This window comes from Psychrobacter sp. van23A, from assembly GCF_030845275.1.
Classification (GTDB): Bacteria; Pseudomonadota; Gammaproteobacteria; order Pseudomonadales; family Moraxellaceae; genus Psychrobacter; species Psychrobacter faecalis.
The window spans coordinates 2,476,088-2,491,346 of record NZ_CP132595.1 but is presented as its reverse complement, the minus strand read 5'-3'; the positions used below and the strand labels follow the sequence as shown (position 1 = coordinate 2,491,346).

The window sequence follows — 15,259 nt, the reverse complement described above, 5'->3', positions numbered from 1 at the left end:
ATTATGGTGAAGGTAGGCGCATACATAGCCTCTGCTCCTCAATTTAAGATTATTCCACCATGTCTATTATCAAAAAATACTCATTAGGCGCTGTATGTGCCGCTATGCTATTGTTCACCGCTTGTGAAAAAACACCGCCTGATTATCGAGATCCGGTCACGCTGCCGCTTTATACTGAGGGTGATGCCGATAACGGTGCGCTGATATACCAAGACGCATGCGGTCAGTGTCATCAGCTTAACCCTGGGCTCAATAAAAAAGGGCCGCAGCTGATGAATATTTATGGCGCAAAAGCCGCCGAGCTAGAGGATTATACCTATAGCGAAGGGCTTGCGGCATCAGGTTGGGTATGGGATGCTAAGACGCTTGATACTTATATCGCTGATGCTGAAAAAGCCATGCCCGATTCAAAAATGCTGTCAGATCCGATGCCAGATAGTAAGGAGCGTGCCGATGTGATTGCCTATTTATCAACGCTGCGGGCACCGGTACCAACAGTTGATGAAACAAAATAGCAGCAACGCTCGATTGAGAAATACCTAACAGAGAGGTGTTCTTTTTTAAACCTATTTCATTAAAAAATGAGCCAAGAATCGATAATGAACCAAGCCACCAATGACTATCGCCATAATCAGCAAAAAATTGCTCAGCTAATGGCGCAATTAAATCAAATAGTGCTAGATAAACCCGAGGTGGTTAAACTGGCGCTCAGTGGTATTTTGGCAGGCGGGCACTTGTTGTTGCAAGATCTGCCAGGTATGGGTAAAACGACGTTGGCGCAAGGCTTGGCGCAATTGCTCGGGTTAAGCTTTAGCCGCGTGCAATTTACCAATGATATGCTGCCAGCAGATATCTTGGGTATGAGTATTTTTGATCAAAGTCAGCAGCAATTCGAGTTTCGTCCCGGCCCTATCTTTACGCAGCTGTTACTCGCCGACGAGATCAATCGCTCTAGCCCTAAGACACAAAGCGCGTTATTAGAAGCGATGGAGGAGCGGCAAGTGACACAAGATGGGCAAACCTATCTATTGCCGCAGCCATTTTTTGTCATAGCCACCCAAAACCCATTGCAGCAAGCGGGCGTCTATCCGCTGCCTGAATCGCAGCTAGATCGTTTTTTATTGTGTTTGTCGCTTGGTTATCCATCGCCTGCCGCTGAGCGCGAGCTGTTAAAGGGACAAAATCGTCGTGAGCTATTAAAAAAGCTGCCCGCAGTGCTTGATACGCAGGCTGTATTATTAGCGCAGCAAGGGGTCAAGCAAATATATGTCGCCGATGTGGTGTTGGATTATCTGCAAAGACTGGTCGCAAAAACGCGTGCAAGCTTTGATTATCATGGTTTATCACCGCGTGGTGTGCTATCACTACAGCGTGCGGCGCAAGCATATGCTTATGTATCGGGACATATGGAGGTGACGCCTGAAGATATTCAAGCGGTGTTTGCGGCGGTCACTGACCATCGACTTGGCCAGCGTTTCGTGCCTGCGCATGTGACGGGAGGACAAGCGACACAAACCATCGCCCAACGCATTTTGGCAGATGTGGCTGACGTTGTTTAATTGTTTGCATCTTTTATGGTAAGGATAGGGTAGTCATGAGCATATTGCCAAAAGCCTTAACCGTACCAGCTCGCTCAGTGTTAAGCCGTTGGTTTGCCTCGCGTGCGCCCAAAAGTGATAGTGCGACGCTGAATTTGCGTAACGTCTATATCTTTTTTAGCCGTGAAGGGTTGCTGTTTGCCGTTTTATTAATCATCACCTTTATCGCTGGTATCAACTATGGTAATAACTTGGTATTGGGGCTGTGCTTTTATCTCATCAGCGTCTGGCTCATTAGCTTTCATGTAACCTTCGCCCATATCTCGGGTCTGCAAGTCCGTCTGCTTGATATCACCATGGCAGAAGCCGGCGCGCCTGTTTGGGTCACGTTGCAGCTGCGTAATGACAGCCGCCGACCAAGACGGCAGTTATTATTTACCTTTGAGCAAATTGTCTCTGCGCAAACTGAGCAAAAGCCTCATAAAAAGGTCGATAGAAAAGCCAATAAAAACAACGATAACCAACATGAGATTAATGCTGATAGTCAGCTCTCAGTATTGGTCACGCGCCTACAAGACGAGCAAATCATTCGTTTGCCGGTGCAGACTTATCGTCGTGGGCAGTTGCAACTACCAAGATTAAAAATAAAAACCGTTTACCCCTTAGGGATTATGCGCGCATGGTCATATGTCTATTTCGCCCGTAGCGCGTGGGTTTACCCAAAACCTGAAGTATTTGACTGGCAAGCACAATATGCCATTGCCAGTCCGGAGGATTTGCCGATAGGCGGGCAATATCGCCAAGGTCAAGACGACTTCGAGCGGCTTGATAACTATATCGAAGGCGAGTCGTTAGCACGCGTTTCTTGGGGTCACGTGGCGCGCGGCGAAGGGATGTTTACCAAGCATTTCGCTGATCCTGTTGGCCATGAGCAAACCTTAGACTATGCTGATATGCCAGCGGCGCAGCATGAACAAAAACTGGCGCAAATGGCGTATGGGGTGCTGACATTGGGTGAACTTGGCGTCCCATTTAATATACGCTTACCGAATGACATGCGTTTTGATCAATCCTCTCATGCACCGATGGGTGAAGGTGAGGCATTTGCACGAGCATGCTTGTTAAGGTTGGCAAAAGCACCATGACCAACTTTCAAAATTACTCTGCAAATGAGACAGAGATAAATCCTGCGAACTTTGCACAATTGGCTTTGGGTCAACATATCACTTCTCACACTGAGCAGGCTAGCGATGCTAAATGGACTCGCAAGCTATTTGCCTTGCCAGCGTATTATTGGGTATTAATTGCGCAAGTTATTGTTATTTTACCGCATGCCGCGCACTTGCCGTTATGGCTTATAGGTTTTGCGCTGGTCAGTATCATTGCCCAACTACCGCGTATTAAAGCTAAGTTTAAAAAACTGACGCATCTAAAGCGCGTTTATCAAAGCATGCAAATGCTTGGCTTCTTACTTGGGCTTGTGGGCTTATGGGTGACTTATAACACGGCGTTTGGTCTGGATATGGGTGTGGCATTTTTAGTACTGTGCCTTATCAGTAAGCTGTGGGAATTGTACAAGCGCCGTGATGCCTATGTGGTGCTCAATTTATCTTTGTTTGTCCTTGCTTCACTGTTTTTGTTGGATCAAGGCATTGTGACAACACTAGAGGTAATCATCGGTGCGGTCATTGTATTGTTGGCGTTTATAGCGCTTAACGATGATGGCAATACTCGCGGTGATGGTCGCCTGCGTACTTTGGGTGTGCTGGGTATTGGCGCATTGCCGCTGTTGGTCGTGCTGTTTTTATTCTTTCCGCGCTTGCCGCCGCTATGGTCAGTACAGCTCTCAGGTCAGCAAGCGTTTACAGGTGTCTCTGACAGTATGTCGCCCGGCGACTTTGCAAATTTGGGCCAGTCGACTGAGCTGGCTTTTCGGGTAGAGTTTGCAGTTAAGCGCCCGCCACAGCAGCAGCTTTATTGGCGTGGTTTGGTTTTTAGTAATTTTGACGGGGTCACATGGCGTCCCAGTCCGCAGCAACGAGAATGGCAACCCGCGCCGCAAATGCCAAATTGGATAGCGAATGCCTTAGCGACCGTTCCTGATGAGGTGAAAATTACCCCGAATCGTTATCAAATTATCTTAGAGCCAACGCAGCAAAACTGGCTATTTGGCCTTGATTATCCTTTTGCTCAGCAGCAAGATATCAGTATTACCTCAAATTTTACCTTACGAAAAGATCAGCCAGTTACCCAGCAGCTGCGCTACGATGTCTTGCAGTTTGCGCCGATGCGTATCGACCCTGTGCTGTCTGAGGCGTCGCGCCGTCTCAATCTTGCACTACCAAGTAGCGGTAATCCGCAAGCACGCCTACTGGCGCAGCAGTTATTTGCCCAGTCTGGCTCGGATCCCGTGCGCTATATACAGGCAATCGAGCGCTGGATAAATCAAACGAACTTTCGCTATACGCTATCACCGCCACGTTTAAATACCAACCGTATTGACGAGTTTTTATTTGACACCAGAGCGGGGTTTTGTGAGCATTATTCTTCTAGCTTTACTTTTATGCTGCGCGCCGCTGGTATTCCTGCTCGCGTTGTCGCCGGCTATCAAGGCGGAGAGCCTAGTCGTAACGGTAACGTTTGGGAAGTGCGGCAGATGGACGCGCATGCTTGGACGGAAGTCTGGCTTGACGGTCAAGGCTGGGTACGTGTCGATCCGACAGCTTTTGTCGCCCCTGAGCGCGTCGAGCAAGGCATGGATGCGTTGACACAGGCGCGAGGAGCAGCAATGTTTGGCGAGGGCGCTGGGGCACAAATCAGCTATCAGCAGTATCAAATGCTGCAAACCTTACGCCGTCTGTCAGACCAAGCGAGCTACTATTGGCAAAAGGACGTCGTTGGTTACGATCAAGATAAGCAAGCGGATTCGCTACTGAAATGGTTTAATATTCGCTCAATCATGCAGCAAATCACTTGGTTGGCAGTAAGTGCCATTAGCGTTATGGCAATGCTTGTGTTTGTTATCTGGCAGCGTCGCCGCAAACGTTGGCACCCAGCAGACCTGCCGCTTGCCCAACTCTCAAAACGCATCGCTAAAGCGGATAAATCGTTAGCGCGTTCAGAGAGTGAAGGGCAGTTGGCTTGGCTTGCGCGTTTGGCAAGCGCAATCGATGATGACAGTGGTCAAAATAGTAGTAAGCATAATAATGCCAGTAAGCTAACTGCTAGTGGTGATTCAAAAGTTGTCCAAGTAAAAATTGAGCAGATTCAACAACACTATCGCAAGCTACGCTATGGCCGTTTAAGTACCCTTACAACCAGCGATAGCGAATATCAAACGGTGCTTAAACAGCTCAAGAAAGAGACAAGTGAATTGTTTTAATGGCTGTTTTTGAAGGTGCTGTTTAGAGCGTGATAAATTTTTAGTAAAAATAGAGGAGTGCAGGCATATGGCAATTTACGTGGATTTTATGCAAATAGAATTTAAAGGCTATAAATGGTGCCATATGCTGGCTGATACCTTGCAAGAGTTGCACGATTTTGCCGCACTGATTGAAGTAGATAAGCGCTTATTTCATCAATACGCCAGCTATCCGCATTATGACGTCACGGTGCAAATGCGTAAAACCGCGCTTGAATATGGCGCTATAGCGGCCGATCGTAAGAAAATTATTGAATGTGCAAAAAAGCTAAAAGTAGAGTTAAACGCTCCAATAACACGTGCTAAGTCGTCAAAATAAGACTTTACTTAACTTACAACAATAAGTAGCCTTAATCCTAAATCGCCACTTTCAAGCTTTATTAAGATAAGCGCTCTGCTAAATAGTCCACCAGCAATCTGATTTTTGGCGATAAATGACGATTGTGCGGATAAATCGCCCAAATCCCTTCCTCAGGCTCTCTATAGTCATCTAACACGCTAACCAGTGCACCGGACGCTAAGTGTTTTTGTACATAATAATCAGGTAGCTGCACGATACCCAAGCTTTTTAGTGCCGCATCGACTAGGCTGTGACCGCTGTTATATTGCACGCTGCCAGAGACGCGTAAGTTTATTTCCTTATCAGCGTTTTTATCATTTTCTATAAAGTGCCAATAATCCCGCGTACCAAGTAAGCAATTATGTTGTCTTAAGTCGACTAGAGAATATGGTACGCCGTACTTTTCTAGATAAGCGGGCGCGGCACAGACAAAATTGGTACGATGACTAAGTTTTTTTGCCATCATCGTTGAGTCGCTTAATTTGCCAATACGAATCGCCAAATCATAACCACCCTCAATTAAGTCAATTTTTTGATTGCTTAAAAAAGCCGTCACTTCGATATCGCGGTATTGCACCATAAAATCATTGATAAGGGGCAATAACTGCTGTTCGCCATAGGTGACAGGGGCGGTCAGTTTAATTCTGCCTTGGGGTTTGGTTTGTAAATTGCTTACGGCTTGTTCGGCCGCATCTAAGCCGTCAAGCACACCGCGGCAATGCTGATAAAATACCCGACCTTCTTCAGTCAGCGATACCTTGCGCGTCGTACGATAGAGCAATTTAATGTTAAGGCGTTTTTCTAAGGCGCTTATCTGCCGACTGACCTGCGCGGTTGAAATACCCAATTCTTTTGCTGCTCGTGTAAAGCTTTCGTATTCCGCCACATAGACGAACTCGCTAATGCCATCCCAGCGCATGATTATTACCATTGTGTAAAAGATATTTGCAAATATAGCATATTGTTATCACAGCAGAAACAACTATAATGGACAGCATAAAATGAATCCTTTACAAACAGCTCAAATATAAACTGCTATAACTAGCGCTTGCCTCTATCAAGTAAGCGCTATAAGCTAAATTGGTCTGCGGATAATAAACGATAAAATTAATTAAAAAGAGAGAATACTATGTCAGATAACTTTATCAAATCCAAAGCCGCCATTGCGTGGGGGCCAAATGAGCCATTGTCTATCGAAGAAGTGGATGTGATGCTGCCCAAAAAAGGCGAAGTACTGGTGAAAATTGTCGCCAGTGGTGTTTGTCATACCGATGCGTTCACCTTATCTGGTGAAGACCCAGAAGGTGTGTTTCCTGCAATTTTAGGCCACGAAGGCGGCGGTATCGTTGAGCAAATCGGCGAAGGCGTCACCAGCGTGCAAGTCGGCGACCATGTCATTCCTTTATATACTGCAGAGTGCGGCGTCTGTAAAATGTGCCGCTCAGGTAAAACCAACCTGTGCTCGGCGGTACGTGAGACCCAAGGTAAAGGCTTAATGCCAGACGGTACGACGCGCTTTTATAAAGATGGCGAGCCAATTTACCATTATATGGGTTGCTCAACCTTTTCTGAATATACGGTGTTGCCAGAGATTTCATTGGCAAAAGTGAACAAAGAAGCGCCGCTAGAAGAAGTTTGCTTACTTGGTTGCGGCGTGACCACTGGTATGGGCGCTGTCATGAATACTGCAAAAGTCGAAGAAGGTGCAACGGTTGCCATCTTTGGTTTAGGCGGTATCGGACTATCAGCGGTTATCGGTGCACAAATGGCCAAGGCCAGCCGTATTATTGCCATTGATATTAACGAAAGCAAGTTTGAATTGGCCAAAAAATTGGGCGCGACTGATTGCATCAATCCAAAAGACTACGATAAGCCAATCCAAGATGTCATCGTTGAGCTGACCGATGGCGGCGTTGATTATTCGTTTGAATGTATCGGTAATGTTGATGTCATGCGCTCAGCGTTAGAGTGCTGCCATAAAGGTTGGGGCGAGTCAGTCATCATCGGTGTCGCGGGCGCAGGGCAAGAAATATCAACCCGTCCATTCCAGTTAGTCACAGGTCGCGTCTGGCGCGGTTCAGCCTTTGGTGGTGTCAAAGGTCGCTCAGAGTTGCCAGGCTACGTCGAGCGCTACCTAGCAGGAGAAATTCCGTTACAAGACTTTATTACTCATACCATGCCGTTAGAAGATATCAACGAAGCTTTTGACTTGATGCATAAAGGTGAGAGTATTCGCTCTGTGGTGCATTTCTAGAATGATGCTTAGATAGCTAAGCTTTTTTAACGCTATTAAATAAAAATGCCGCTCCTATAATGGGGCGGCGTTTTTTTGTATGCCTTTTAATCTTTTTTAAAGCTGTGCATATCTTCTAAAACGCCTGTAAATCTATCGTATAACCAAGGTTCAATATCGTCGACCACTTGATTGTAGAGAAGTGGTCCCAAGGTTTCGATTATAAAATCCAATAAAAACTTAGCAGGCAGGTTGCCAATATCAACATCAAATTCCTCGCTCATATACTCTCTAAGCTTATCCAAGACAATTTCTTCTGCTTCGTCTGACAGCGTCAGTAATTTTTCTTTACTCATTAATCATAGTCCTATTAGCAAAGCTTTATTTACTCTTGCATAGCAGCCAATTGTTGTAAAATATTGACGTAATTGTCCACGCCTTGCGCGCCGCTGACCAAGTGCCGCTCATTAAAAATCATTGCTGGTACGCTTTGGATACCTTGCTGCTGCCAGTGGCGCTCTTCTGCGCGTACCTCTTTGGCAAAACGCTGATCCTCCAGCACAGCCAGCGCCTCTTCACGATTAAGTCCAACTTCCGCTGCAATATCAGCCAGCACCGTATTATCAGAGATGTTGCGACCATCGGTAAAGTGCGCGCCAAATAACGCCTGCTTTAAGTCATGCATCGGCTTTTGTCCTTGTTGACCTGCCCAATACAACAGCTGATGCAGATTAAAAGTATTGTGTATCCGCGTGTCATCGTTGAAATTAAATTCAAAGCCAACTTCATTGCCCGCTTGCGTCATTCTAAGGCGGCTCGCGTCTGATTCTTCCTTGCTCGAACCGTATTTTTTCATAATGTGCTCGCGCAAATTTTGTCCTGCGCTTGGCATATTAGGATTTAGCTCAAATGGATGCCAGTGTATTTCGTGCTCGGTATTGGTTTGCTTGAGCGCCTCAGCCAATTGACGATAACCGATGATACACCACGGGCAAACCACGTCTGAGACGATATCGATGCGCAGAGGTTTTCCGGATAGCGGTTGATTTGAGTTTTCCATATTTTTATACCTATTTTATTGATTATGTTCGATTTATTTATAGAAGGTTTTATAAAGTTGAATCCATATTAAGAGAATGAAATCGTGATTACAATGGTTGCTAAGTTACAGGTTCTACTAACGAGGTTAAGCAGCCAACCGCAGTTGTAAAGGAGAGTTATCGTAGGTTCAAAAGTTGACAAAAAAGTTTTATCCTCACTATTTGCTTAAAAAAACTACACTGCAATGACTACAAAGTAAAAACAAAGCGCTGTTTTTGATACGCCATAATGAAACGATTGACGCTGTTTAAGAGCGTGCACACTTATCCTTTTATGAATAACTGCCAGCGAGAAGCCAGCATGTCTACCTTGACGTTAATGATTAATCAGCAAGATTATCAGCTCGATAATCTTGATCCGCGCACGACATTGCTTGATGTCTGCCGCCAGCATCTACAAATTACTGGACCCAAAAAGGGCTGCGACCACGGTCAATGCGGCGCTTGTACCATGCTCATTAATGGGCGACGGGTTAATTCTTGCCTGACCCTTGCGATCATGCACGACGGTGATGAGATTACGACGATTGAAGGCATTGGAATGCCTGAATCGCTCTCAGACTTACAGCAAGCGTTTAAAGACCACGATGCGTTTCAGTGCGGTTACTGTACGCCGGGGCAAATTTGTTCAGCCACTGCTTTGATTGAAGAGATTAAGCAAAACTGGCCAAGCTATGTGACTACCGATTTGCAAAATCCTGATGGCTTGCTGGTACAAGAAATCGCCGAACGCATGAGCGGTAATATTTGTCGCTGTTCGGCTTATCCGAACATTATTAATGCCATCTCGCAAGTCTTGGAAAATAACGTAACAGGTAAAGCTGTCTCTACTACTATAACTACAAAAAATACTATACCTACAAAAGGCTCAGATGCTGCAAGCGTTACCGGTATTTGGTCGCCGCCGCCTAGTGAAACTCAGCTTAGTAAGCCGTCGCAAAATGAGGCGTCACAAAATAAAAACCATAACGCCCAATTAGGAGCTCACTTATGAAACGCTTTGACTATGTCCGTGCCGAAGCTCCTGAGCAAGCAGCGACTGCTGCCAGCTCAAAAGATGCGTCATTTATCGGCGGTGGTACCAATCTCTTAGATTTAATGAAGTTTGAGATTGAAACACCAACCAAATTGGTCGATATCACCCGTCTTGAGCTTGAGCAAATCGAAACGACTGCTGATGGCGGATTACGTATCGGTACGCTGGTCACCAACAGTGATTTGGCGGCGCATCCGGAGGTCATTGCCAATTATCCGGTATTATCGCGCGCTATTTTAGCTGGCGCGACGGGTCAACTGCGTAATAAAGCCACCACTGGCGGTAATTTTTTACAGCGCACGCGTTGTTATTATTTTTATCAGACCGACAGTCCGTGCAATAAACGTGAACCCGGTAGTGGCTGTCCAGCGATTAATGGCGAGCACCGTACCCTAGCTGTTTTAGGTACAAGTGATGCCTGTATTGCTCAACATCCCTCTGATATGGCGGTGGCAATGCGGTTGCTTGACGCTGTCATTGAAACGGTGAAAGCAGATGGTTCGACCCGTTCTATTCCAGTCAAAGACTTTTATTGTCTGCCAAAAGACACGCCGCATATCGAAAATGTCTTGGAGAGTGGCGAGCTTATCACTCATGTTGTTTTACCATCGCCTATCAAAGGCATGCATACCTACGACAAAGTACGTGACCGCGCTTCTTACGCCTTTGCCTTAGTGTCTTGTGCGTCTGTCATCGAGAGCGATGATACGGGTAATTTGGCGACTGTACGTTTGGCGTTTGGTGGTATTGGGGTGATGCCGTGGCGTAATGAAGACGTTGAAGCATTATTAACGGGCACGGCGGGTGATGACGCTACGATCGCACAAGCCGCAGACTTATTATTAAAAGAGGCCAAAGGTCACGGTCAAAACGATTTTAAAATACCATTGACGCGTCGCCTACTTAAACAAGTTATTCAGCGCGCCTTAGCGGGCGAGGGAGCATAATCATGTCATTATTGGACTCAGTATTGCCATCAGAACCTACCAAAAAAATGATGATGAATGAGCCTGTCGATTCGCTTTTTGACAAAACAGCAAGCAATTTGGTCGGCAAACCGATTAACCGTGTTGATGGTTCGTTAAAGGTCAGCGGACAAGCACCTTACTCAGCAGAGTTTTATCGAGAAAATCAAGTTTACGGCGTTTTAGTTGGCGCGAAAATAGCCAAAGGACAAGTGGAAAATATCGATAGCAGTGCTTTAGAAGATATTCCTGGCATCATCAAAGTGGTGACCGATCCTAAGCATTTTTTGCGAAACTCACAGCAAGGCGGTGAGACCGAAGCACCAACCCAAGGCGCTAGCGAGATTTATTATCACGGGCAGCCGATAGCGGTAGTGGTTGCTGAGACTTTTGAAGCGGCGACCGAAGGCGCTAATGCCCTTAAAGTCACTTATAAAAATGAGACCGAACAAGCGGCATTAAACTTTACCCAAGAGCTGCCAAGTGCTCATGATGTCAATGAGCAAAAGGGCCCAGATAAAAATTCTGTTACAGGCGACCCTGAAAAAGGCTTGGCGCAAGCGGAAATTACTCTCGATCGCTTTTACCATACGCCAAGTCAAAGCAACTCGCCGATGGAGCCGCATGCGACGCTGGCTTATTGGGAAGACGATAAGCTCATCATGTATACCTCAAACCAAATGATTGCACCTTGCAAACAGCAAGTGATGGATGCTTTAGATCTAAAAAAAGATCAGGTCCAACTAATTTCTTATTTTGTTGGTGGCGGTTTCGGTAGTAAATTGGGTATCGCGCCTGAGTCGATTGCAGCAGCGATTGCGGCAAAAGAGCTTGGTCGTCCGGTGCTGATCAGTATGACGCGTCCGCAAGTGATGGAAGCGACCGTTAGACGCTCAAACACTCGCCAGCGTATCGCCATTGGCTGTGATAAAGACGGCATCATCAATACCTTTATTCACGATACCGTTGGCAGTAATTTACCGGGTGAGGCATTTTTTGAGCCGACAGCATTATCGACTAAATATTTATACCGCGGTGAAAATCGCCGCGTGAATTATAAACAAGTAGATATGAATTACGTGCTTTCTGGCTCTATGCGCGCACCCGGTGAAGCGGTCGGTATGATTGCGGTTGAATGTGCGATGGATGAATTGGCCACGCAATTGAATATCGATCCGCTTGAGCTGCGACGTCGTAACGAGCCTGAGCAAGACCCAAGCCAAGACATTCCGTTTTCGACGCGGCAGCTACTTGCTTGTATGGAGCAAGGGGCGGCGCAATTCGGTTGGGAGCAGCGCAATCATAAACCTGTCAGTCAGTTAGAGGGAGATTGGTGGATTGGTACGGGGATGGCGGCATCCGCTCGTGGTAACCAATTAAAACCGTCAGAGGCGCGGGCGACACTGCAAGTTGACGATTCAAAAGCCCTTGGCATTAAAGCCATTATCGAAACCGATATGACCGATATCGGTACGGGCTCTTATACGGTATTTTCTCAGGTTGCCGCTGATTTACTAGGCTTACCAATAGACCATATCGAGATGAAGCTGGGTGATAGTGAGTTGCCACCGGCTTCAGGTTCGGGTGGTAGTGTGGGCGCCGCAAGTGCAGGGAGCGGTATCTATCTTGCCTGTGAGCAACTACGCGATATGTTGGCAGAAAAAGTCGGGCTTTATCCAGACACCATTCAGCTTGATAAAGGTCAGATTAAACGAGCAGGTGAACATGACCCTAGCGTAACAGAAGCAGCGGTTGAAACGCTTAAAGACAAAGCGCTAGATTTAAAAGATACAGTCACTGAAAAAACGGGTTTAGCTTTACCCGAGTCTGCTGCAGAAAAATACGATTTTAGCAATTTTCAGTCTTATGCATTGGCAGATATTATCGCTGCATGCGATGAGAAAAAAATGAGCGCTAAAGGTCAAATCAAACCAGGAAAAAATGCCAAAAGCCATCGCCAAGCGTCGTTTGGTGTCAATTTCGCGGAAGTCGCCGTCCATAGAGTGACTGGCGAGATTCGTCTTAAACGCATGACGGGCGCCTTTGCTGCCGGACGTATTCTTAACCATAAAACCGCCACTTCACAATGCTACGGGGGTATGGTTTTCGGTATTGGTTCGGCGCTTATGGAGGAAATCATCCATGATAAGCGTGATGGTCGCCTATGCAATCATGATCTTGCTGAATACCATGTGCCGGTCAATGCCGATGTGCCGCAACTGGAGGTAATATTGGTCGAAGAAGATGACCCTTATACCAATCCCATGCATATCAAAGGGATTGGCGAAACCGCGATTTCTGGAGCAGCGGCGGCTATTGCTAATGCTATTTATAATGCGGTCGGTGTGCGCGTTTACGATTTCCCAATCACTCTTGATAAGCTGCTTTATGAGTTGCCAGAATAACTATTGTTGATAGTCGATATTAACGAATGGCTAACTGATGCTTGATATAAAAACCCGCTAGCGGCCATCACTAGCGGGTTTTTATAAGGCGAAATGCAATTTTAATCATTAAAACTGAAACTAAAATAAAAATAAATAGAGATAAGAGGCACTATGAATCAGGTCGCTGATATTCTAAAGCTCGCAGGCGAGGCGCAGCAGCAAAACATCGGTGCGGTGTTAGCAACGGTAGTACGTACCGAAGGCTCGGCCTATCGTCGGCCTGGGGCAATGATGCTTATCTGCGCTGATGGACGCTCGGTTGGGATGATTAGCGGTGGTTGCCTAGAACCACATATCATCAAACGTGCTTTTTGGTTGACGCGTCATGGCGCAAACGTGCAGGTTTATCAAACGGGTAGTGATGAGAGTGACGAGGCAGATGATGATAGTGAAAGTAATGGCAATGGAAATGGCGATTTAGAAAATGAGCTAAATTTCGGTTTGGGCTGTAATGGCAAGGTTCATGTACTGTTTGAGCGTTTGACAGCCGCAAGGCCGTTTTTAGAAGTTATTCGTCATGTTCGTCGTAGCCAAAATCCTACAACGATAGCGACGTTAATTCGCGCAAATGATCAATACCATTTACCCATTGGGCTTCGGCTAGATTTGAAAGACTATATTGCTAACGAAAAAATAACTTTTGTCAGTGGCGCTAGTATGGGCAATAAAGGGTTCATTGAGCAATCGAATATTTTTACTCATGAGATTAGAGATACCATTAAAAAACTGTCAACGCATGAAGTTTCTAACAAAAATACCGAATACGTTGTCCTAAAAAACGGTGATATCACCACAGAATGGCTTATCCAGCGTCTACAACCACAACACCGTTTGCTTATTTGCGGGGCAGGGAATGATGTGATGCCGCTTGTGACCATGGCAAAATTACAAGATTGGCATGTCAGCGTTATTGATAGTCGCGTTCACTATGCCACGCGTCTGCGTTTTCCCGAAGCGGATATCGTGATGCCAGTCGCATTGGACGATAATGAGAAACTGCTGAAGCTCAGTCGTCATGCGGCGGTCGCGTTGATGTCGCACAGTTTGACCCAAGACCGTGCCCGTCTTTCACTATTGTTAGAGCATCCTACTCATTATAAATATCTTGGGCAATTAGGCCCAAGTTATCGAACCGAGCGCTTGGTAAATGAGATTCGTGCTGTCAAAGACAATCCGGCAAGTTTAAGTGAGGGCGTGAAAAAACTCCACTATCCGATTGGTTATAAATTAGGCGGTGATGGCCCTGAAGCTTTAGCACTTGGCATCATGGCACAAATAAGCGCCGTTATGCATAAGCAAACTGCGACTGCCAAATTTTCAGCGAGCAATAATACGACATCTGAAATATTGAGCGATGTATGAAGAAAAGTGACTCGACGTCAAATAGCGCCGCAATATCAAATCAAAACCTTGAGCAGCAAACCAACCATGGCATCATTATTTTAGCCAGTGGCCTCAGTCGTCGTCTGGGTCAAGCTAAGCAGCTGCTTTGTAAAAATGGTGTTCCGTTAATTAGCCATATGATAAGACTGGCAGCAAGCACAAATCCGCAAGTTATTATTGTTGTTATTCCTAAAAACAAGGCATCGATAGCTAGTGAGATAGCAAAACTAAGCGACACCCATCTACATATCGAAACTGTCATTAACCAAACGCCCGAAACTGGTATGGGACATAGTCTTTATACTGCTATTGAAGCCTTGACTCAGTTTGTTAATGATAAAGATTTTAATCATGAAGCGCTTGAGCGAGTGTTGATTATGGGGGTTGACCAAGTTTTATTGGATATGGAACATGTTAATGGATTGCTAGCCGGTAAGCATCTAGTGGCTGCTAGCGCTTATGAGTATTGGCAGATTTTCGATACGTTATCAAAAGACGACCATATCGAGCGTAAAGCCGAGGTCAAAAATGAAACGAAAAATCCCATCGTTGGTCTACCGTTAGTTATCGATTATCAGCTACTTAAACAATGGCAGTTTCATATACGTGGAGACAAAGGCCTACGTCATTTAATCAGAGCGCTCTCGCCCAGTGAAATCAGTACAGTCTTCAATAAACAGCTGAGCTATGATATCGATACGCCCGAGCAACTTGCCTATGCCCGACAGCAGGGCTGGGTTGATAAATAATTTGACGCCAAGAATCGTTTGGATGATAGGTATATTACGCCTAAACC

General features: G+C 45.9%; 14 protein-coding genes. 11 read left to right on the top strand and 3 right to left on the bottom strand.

All coding sequences use genetic code 11. The features are described from left to right. The first annotated feature begins 59 nt into the window (after window positions 1–59). The 5 genes from RAH45_RS10565 to RAH45_RS10545 all read left to right on the top strand — a co-directional run bounded on the left by RAH45_RS10565 (window position 60) and on the right by RAH45_RS10545 (window position 5,278). On the top strand, window positions 60–515 hold the full coding sequence (locus tag RAH45_RS10565; protein ID WP_068403883.1) for a c-type cytochrome: 456 nt from the start codon (window positions 60–62) through the stop codon (window positions 513–515). 84 nt (window positions 516–599) lie between these two features. Continuing rightward, window positions 600–1,559, top strand: a complete 960-nt coding sequence (locus RAH45_RS10560) for an AAA family ATPase (protein WP_226928936.1) — start codon at window positions 600–602, stop codon at window positions 1,557–1,559. A gap of 35 nt (window positions 1,560–1,594) precedes the next feature. Further along, window positions 1,595–2,683: a hypothetical protein gene (locus tag RAH45_RS10555; protein WP_198328765.1), complete on the top strand. Its 1,089-nt coding sequence runs from the start codon at window positions 1,595–1,597 to the stop codon at window positions 2,681–2,683. Next, window positions 2,680–4,920 (top strand): transglutaminase TgpA family protein, encoded by a 2,241-nt coding sequence (locus tag RAH45_RS10550; protein ID WP_198328766.1) that lies wholly within the window; start codon window positions 2,680–2,682, stop codon window positions 4,918–4,920. The genes RAH45_RS10555 and RAH45_RS10550 overlap by 4 nt, the downstream gene beginning before the upstream one ends. Window positions 4,921–4,987: 67 nt before the next feature. Continuing rightward, window positions 4,988–5,278, top strand: coding sequence for a DUF4031 domain-containing protein (locus RAH45_RS10545; RefSeq protein ID WP_198328767.1), 291 nt, complete (start codon window positions 4,988–4,990; stop codon window positions 5,276–5,278). Between the two features lie 61 nt (window positions 5,279–5,339). On the opposite strand, the gene RAH45_RS10540 is transcribed toward RAH45_RS10545, so the two are convergent. Next, window positions 5,340–6,218, bottom strand: coding sequence for a LysR family transcriptional regulator (locus tag RAH45_RS10540; protein ID WP_068403872.1), 879 nt, complete (start codon window positions 6,216–6,218; stop codon window positions 5,340–5,342). 210 nt (window positions 6,219–6,428) lie between these two features. Between RAH45_RS10540 and RAH45_RS10535 the strand changes: the two genes are divergently transcribed. Further along, window positions 6,429–7,553 (top strand): S-(hydroxymethyl)glutathione dehydrogenase/class III alcohol dehydrogenase, encoded by a 1,125-nt coding sequence (locus tag RAH45_RS10535; RefSeq protein WP_068403870.1) that lies wholly within the window; start codon window positions 6,429–6,431, stop codon window positions 7,551–7,553. A gap of 86 nt (window positions 7,554–7,639) precedes the next feature. Here the strand turns inward: RAH45_RS10535 and RAH45_RS10530 are convergent, their stop codons facing one another. Together RAH45_RS10530 and RAH45_RS10525 are read right to left on the bottom strand one after the other, a co-directional pair. After that, window positions 7,640–7,888: a DUF2164 domain-containing protein gene (locus tag RAH45_RS10530; protein WP_068403868.1), complete on the bottom strand. Its 249-nt coding sequence runs from the start codon at window positions 7,886–7,888 to the stop codon at window positions 7,640–7,642. Window positions 7,889–7,917: 29 nt separating this feature from the next. Further along, window positions 7,918–8,592 (bottom strand): DsbA family oxidoreductase, encoded by a 675-nt coding sequence (locus tag RAH45_RS10525; RefSeq protein WP_102077623.1) that lies wholly within the window; start codon window positions 8,590–8,592, stop codon window positions 7,918–7,920. A 341-nt stretch (window positions 8,593–8,933) separates the two neighbouring features. Here RAH45_RS10525 and RAH45_RS10520 point away from each other — a divergent pair, with 341 nt between their 5' ends. The 5 genes from RAH45_RS10520 to RAH45_RS10500 all read left to right on the top strand — a co-directional run bounded on the left by RAH45_RS10520 (window position 8,934) and on the right by RAH45_RS10500 (window position 15,212). After that, complete coding sequence (locus RAH45_RS10520) at window positions 8,934–9,626, top strand: 2Fe-2S iron-sulfur cluster-binding protein (RefSeq protein ID WP_198328769.1); 693 nt, start codon at window positions 8,934–8,936, stop codon at window positions 9,624–9,626. Beyond that, a complete protein-coding gene (locus RAH45_RS10515) occupies window positions 9,623–10,615 on the top strand; it encodes an FAD binding domain-containing protein (RefSeq protein WP_198328770.1) in 993 nt (330 codons plus the stop codon). The genes RAH45_RS10520 and RAH45_RS10515 overlap by 4 nt, the downstream gene beginning before the upstream one ends. A gap of 2 nt (window positions 10,616–10,617) precedes the next feature. Next, window positions 10,618–13,038: a molybdopterin cofactor-binding domain-containing protein gene (locus RAH45_RS10510; protein WP_306495264.1), complete on the top strand. Its 2,421-nt coding sequence runs from the start codon at window positions 10,618–10,620 to the stop codon at window positions 13,036–13,038. Between the two features lie 153 nt (window positions 13,039–13,191). After that, window positions 13,192–14,442 carry an XdhC family protein gene (locus RAH45_RS10505; protein WP_068403860.1) on the top strand — a complete coding sequence of 417 codons (1,251 nt, stop codon included), beginning with the start codon at window positions 13,192–13,194 and terminating at the stop codon, window positions 14,440–14,442. Then, window positions 14,439–15,212: an NTP transferase domain-containing protein gene (locus RAH45_RS10500; RefSeq protein ID WP_068403858.1), complete on the top strand. Its 774-nt coding sequence runs from the start codon at window positions 14,439–14,441 to the stop codon at window positions 15,210–15,212. Before RAH45_RS10505 ends, RAH45_RS10500 begins: the two co-directional genes overlap by 4 nt. Window positions 15,213–15,259 lie beyond the last annotated feature (47 nt).

Coding starts and splice junctions, on each gene's coding strand:
- RAH45_RS10565 (WP_068403883.1), top strand. CDS start 60: ATGTCTATTATCAAAAAATACTCATTAGGCGCTGTATGTGCCGCTATG.
- RAH45_RS10560 (WP_226928936.1), top strand. CDS start 600: ATGAACCAAGCCACCAATGACTATCGCCATAATCAGCAAAAAATTGCT.
- RAH45_RS10555 (WP_198328765.1), top strand. CDS start 1,595: ATGAGCATATTGCCAAAAGCCTTAACCGTACCAGCTCGCTCAGTGTTA.
- RAH45_RS10550 (WP_198328766.1), top strand. CDS start 2,680: ATGACCAACTTTCAAAATTACTCTGCAAATGAGACAGAGATAAATCCT.
- RAH45_RS10545 (WP_198328767.1), top strand. CDS start 4,988: ATGGCAATTTACGTGGATTTTATGCAAATAGAATTTAAAGGCTATAAA.
- RAH45_RS10540 (WP_068403872.1), bottom strand. CDS start 6,218: ATGCGCTGGGATGGCATTAGCGAGTTCGTCTATGTGGCGGAATACGAA.
- RAH45_RS10535 (WP_068403870.1), top strand. CDS start 6,429: ATGTCAGATAACTTTATCAAATCCAAAGCCGCCATTGCGTGGGGGCCA.
- RAH45_RS10530 (WP_068403868.1), bottom strand. CDS start 7,888: ATGAGTAAAGAAAAATTACTGACGCTGTCAGACGAAGCAGAAGAAATT.
- RAH45_RS10525 (WP_102077623.1), bottom strand. CDS start 8,592: ATGGAAAACTCAAATCAACCGCTATCCGGAAAACCTCTGCGCATCGAT.
- RAH45_RS10520 (WP_198328769.1), top strand. CDS start 8,934: ATGTCTACCTTGACGTTAATGATTAATCAGCAAGATTATCAGCTCGAT.
- RAH45_RS10515 (WP_198328770.1), top strand. CDS start 9,623: ATGAAACGCTTTGACTATGTCCGTGCCGAAGCTCCTGAGCAAGCAGCG.
- RAH45_RS10510 (WP_306495264.1), top strand. CDS start 10,618: ATGTCATTATTGGACTCAGTATTGCCATCAGAACCTACCAAAAAAATG.
- RAH45_RS10505 (WP_068403860.1), top strand. CDS start 13,192: ATGAATCAGGTCGCTGATATTCTAAAGCTCGCAGGCGAGGCGCAGCAG.
- RAH45_RS10500 (WP_068403858.1), top strand. CDS start 14,439: ATGAAGAAAAGTGACTCGACGTCAAATAGCGCCGCAATATCAAATCAA.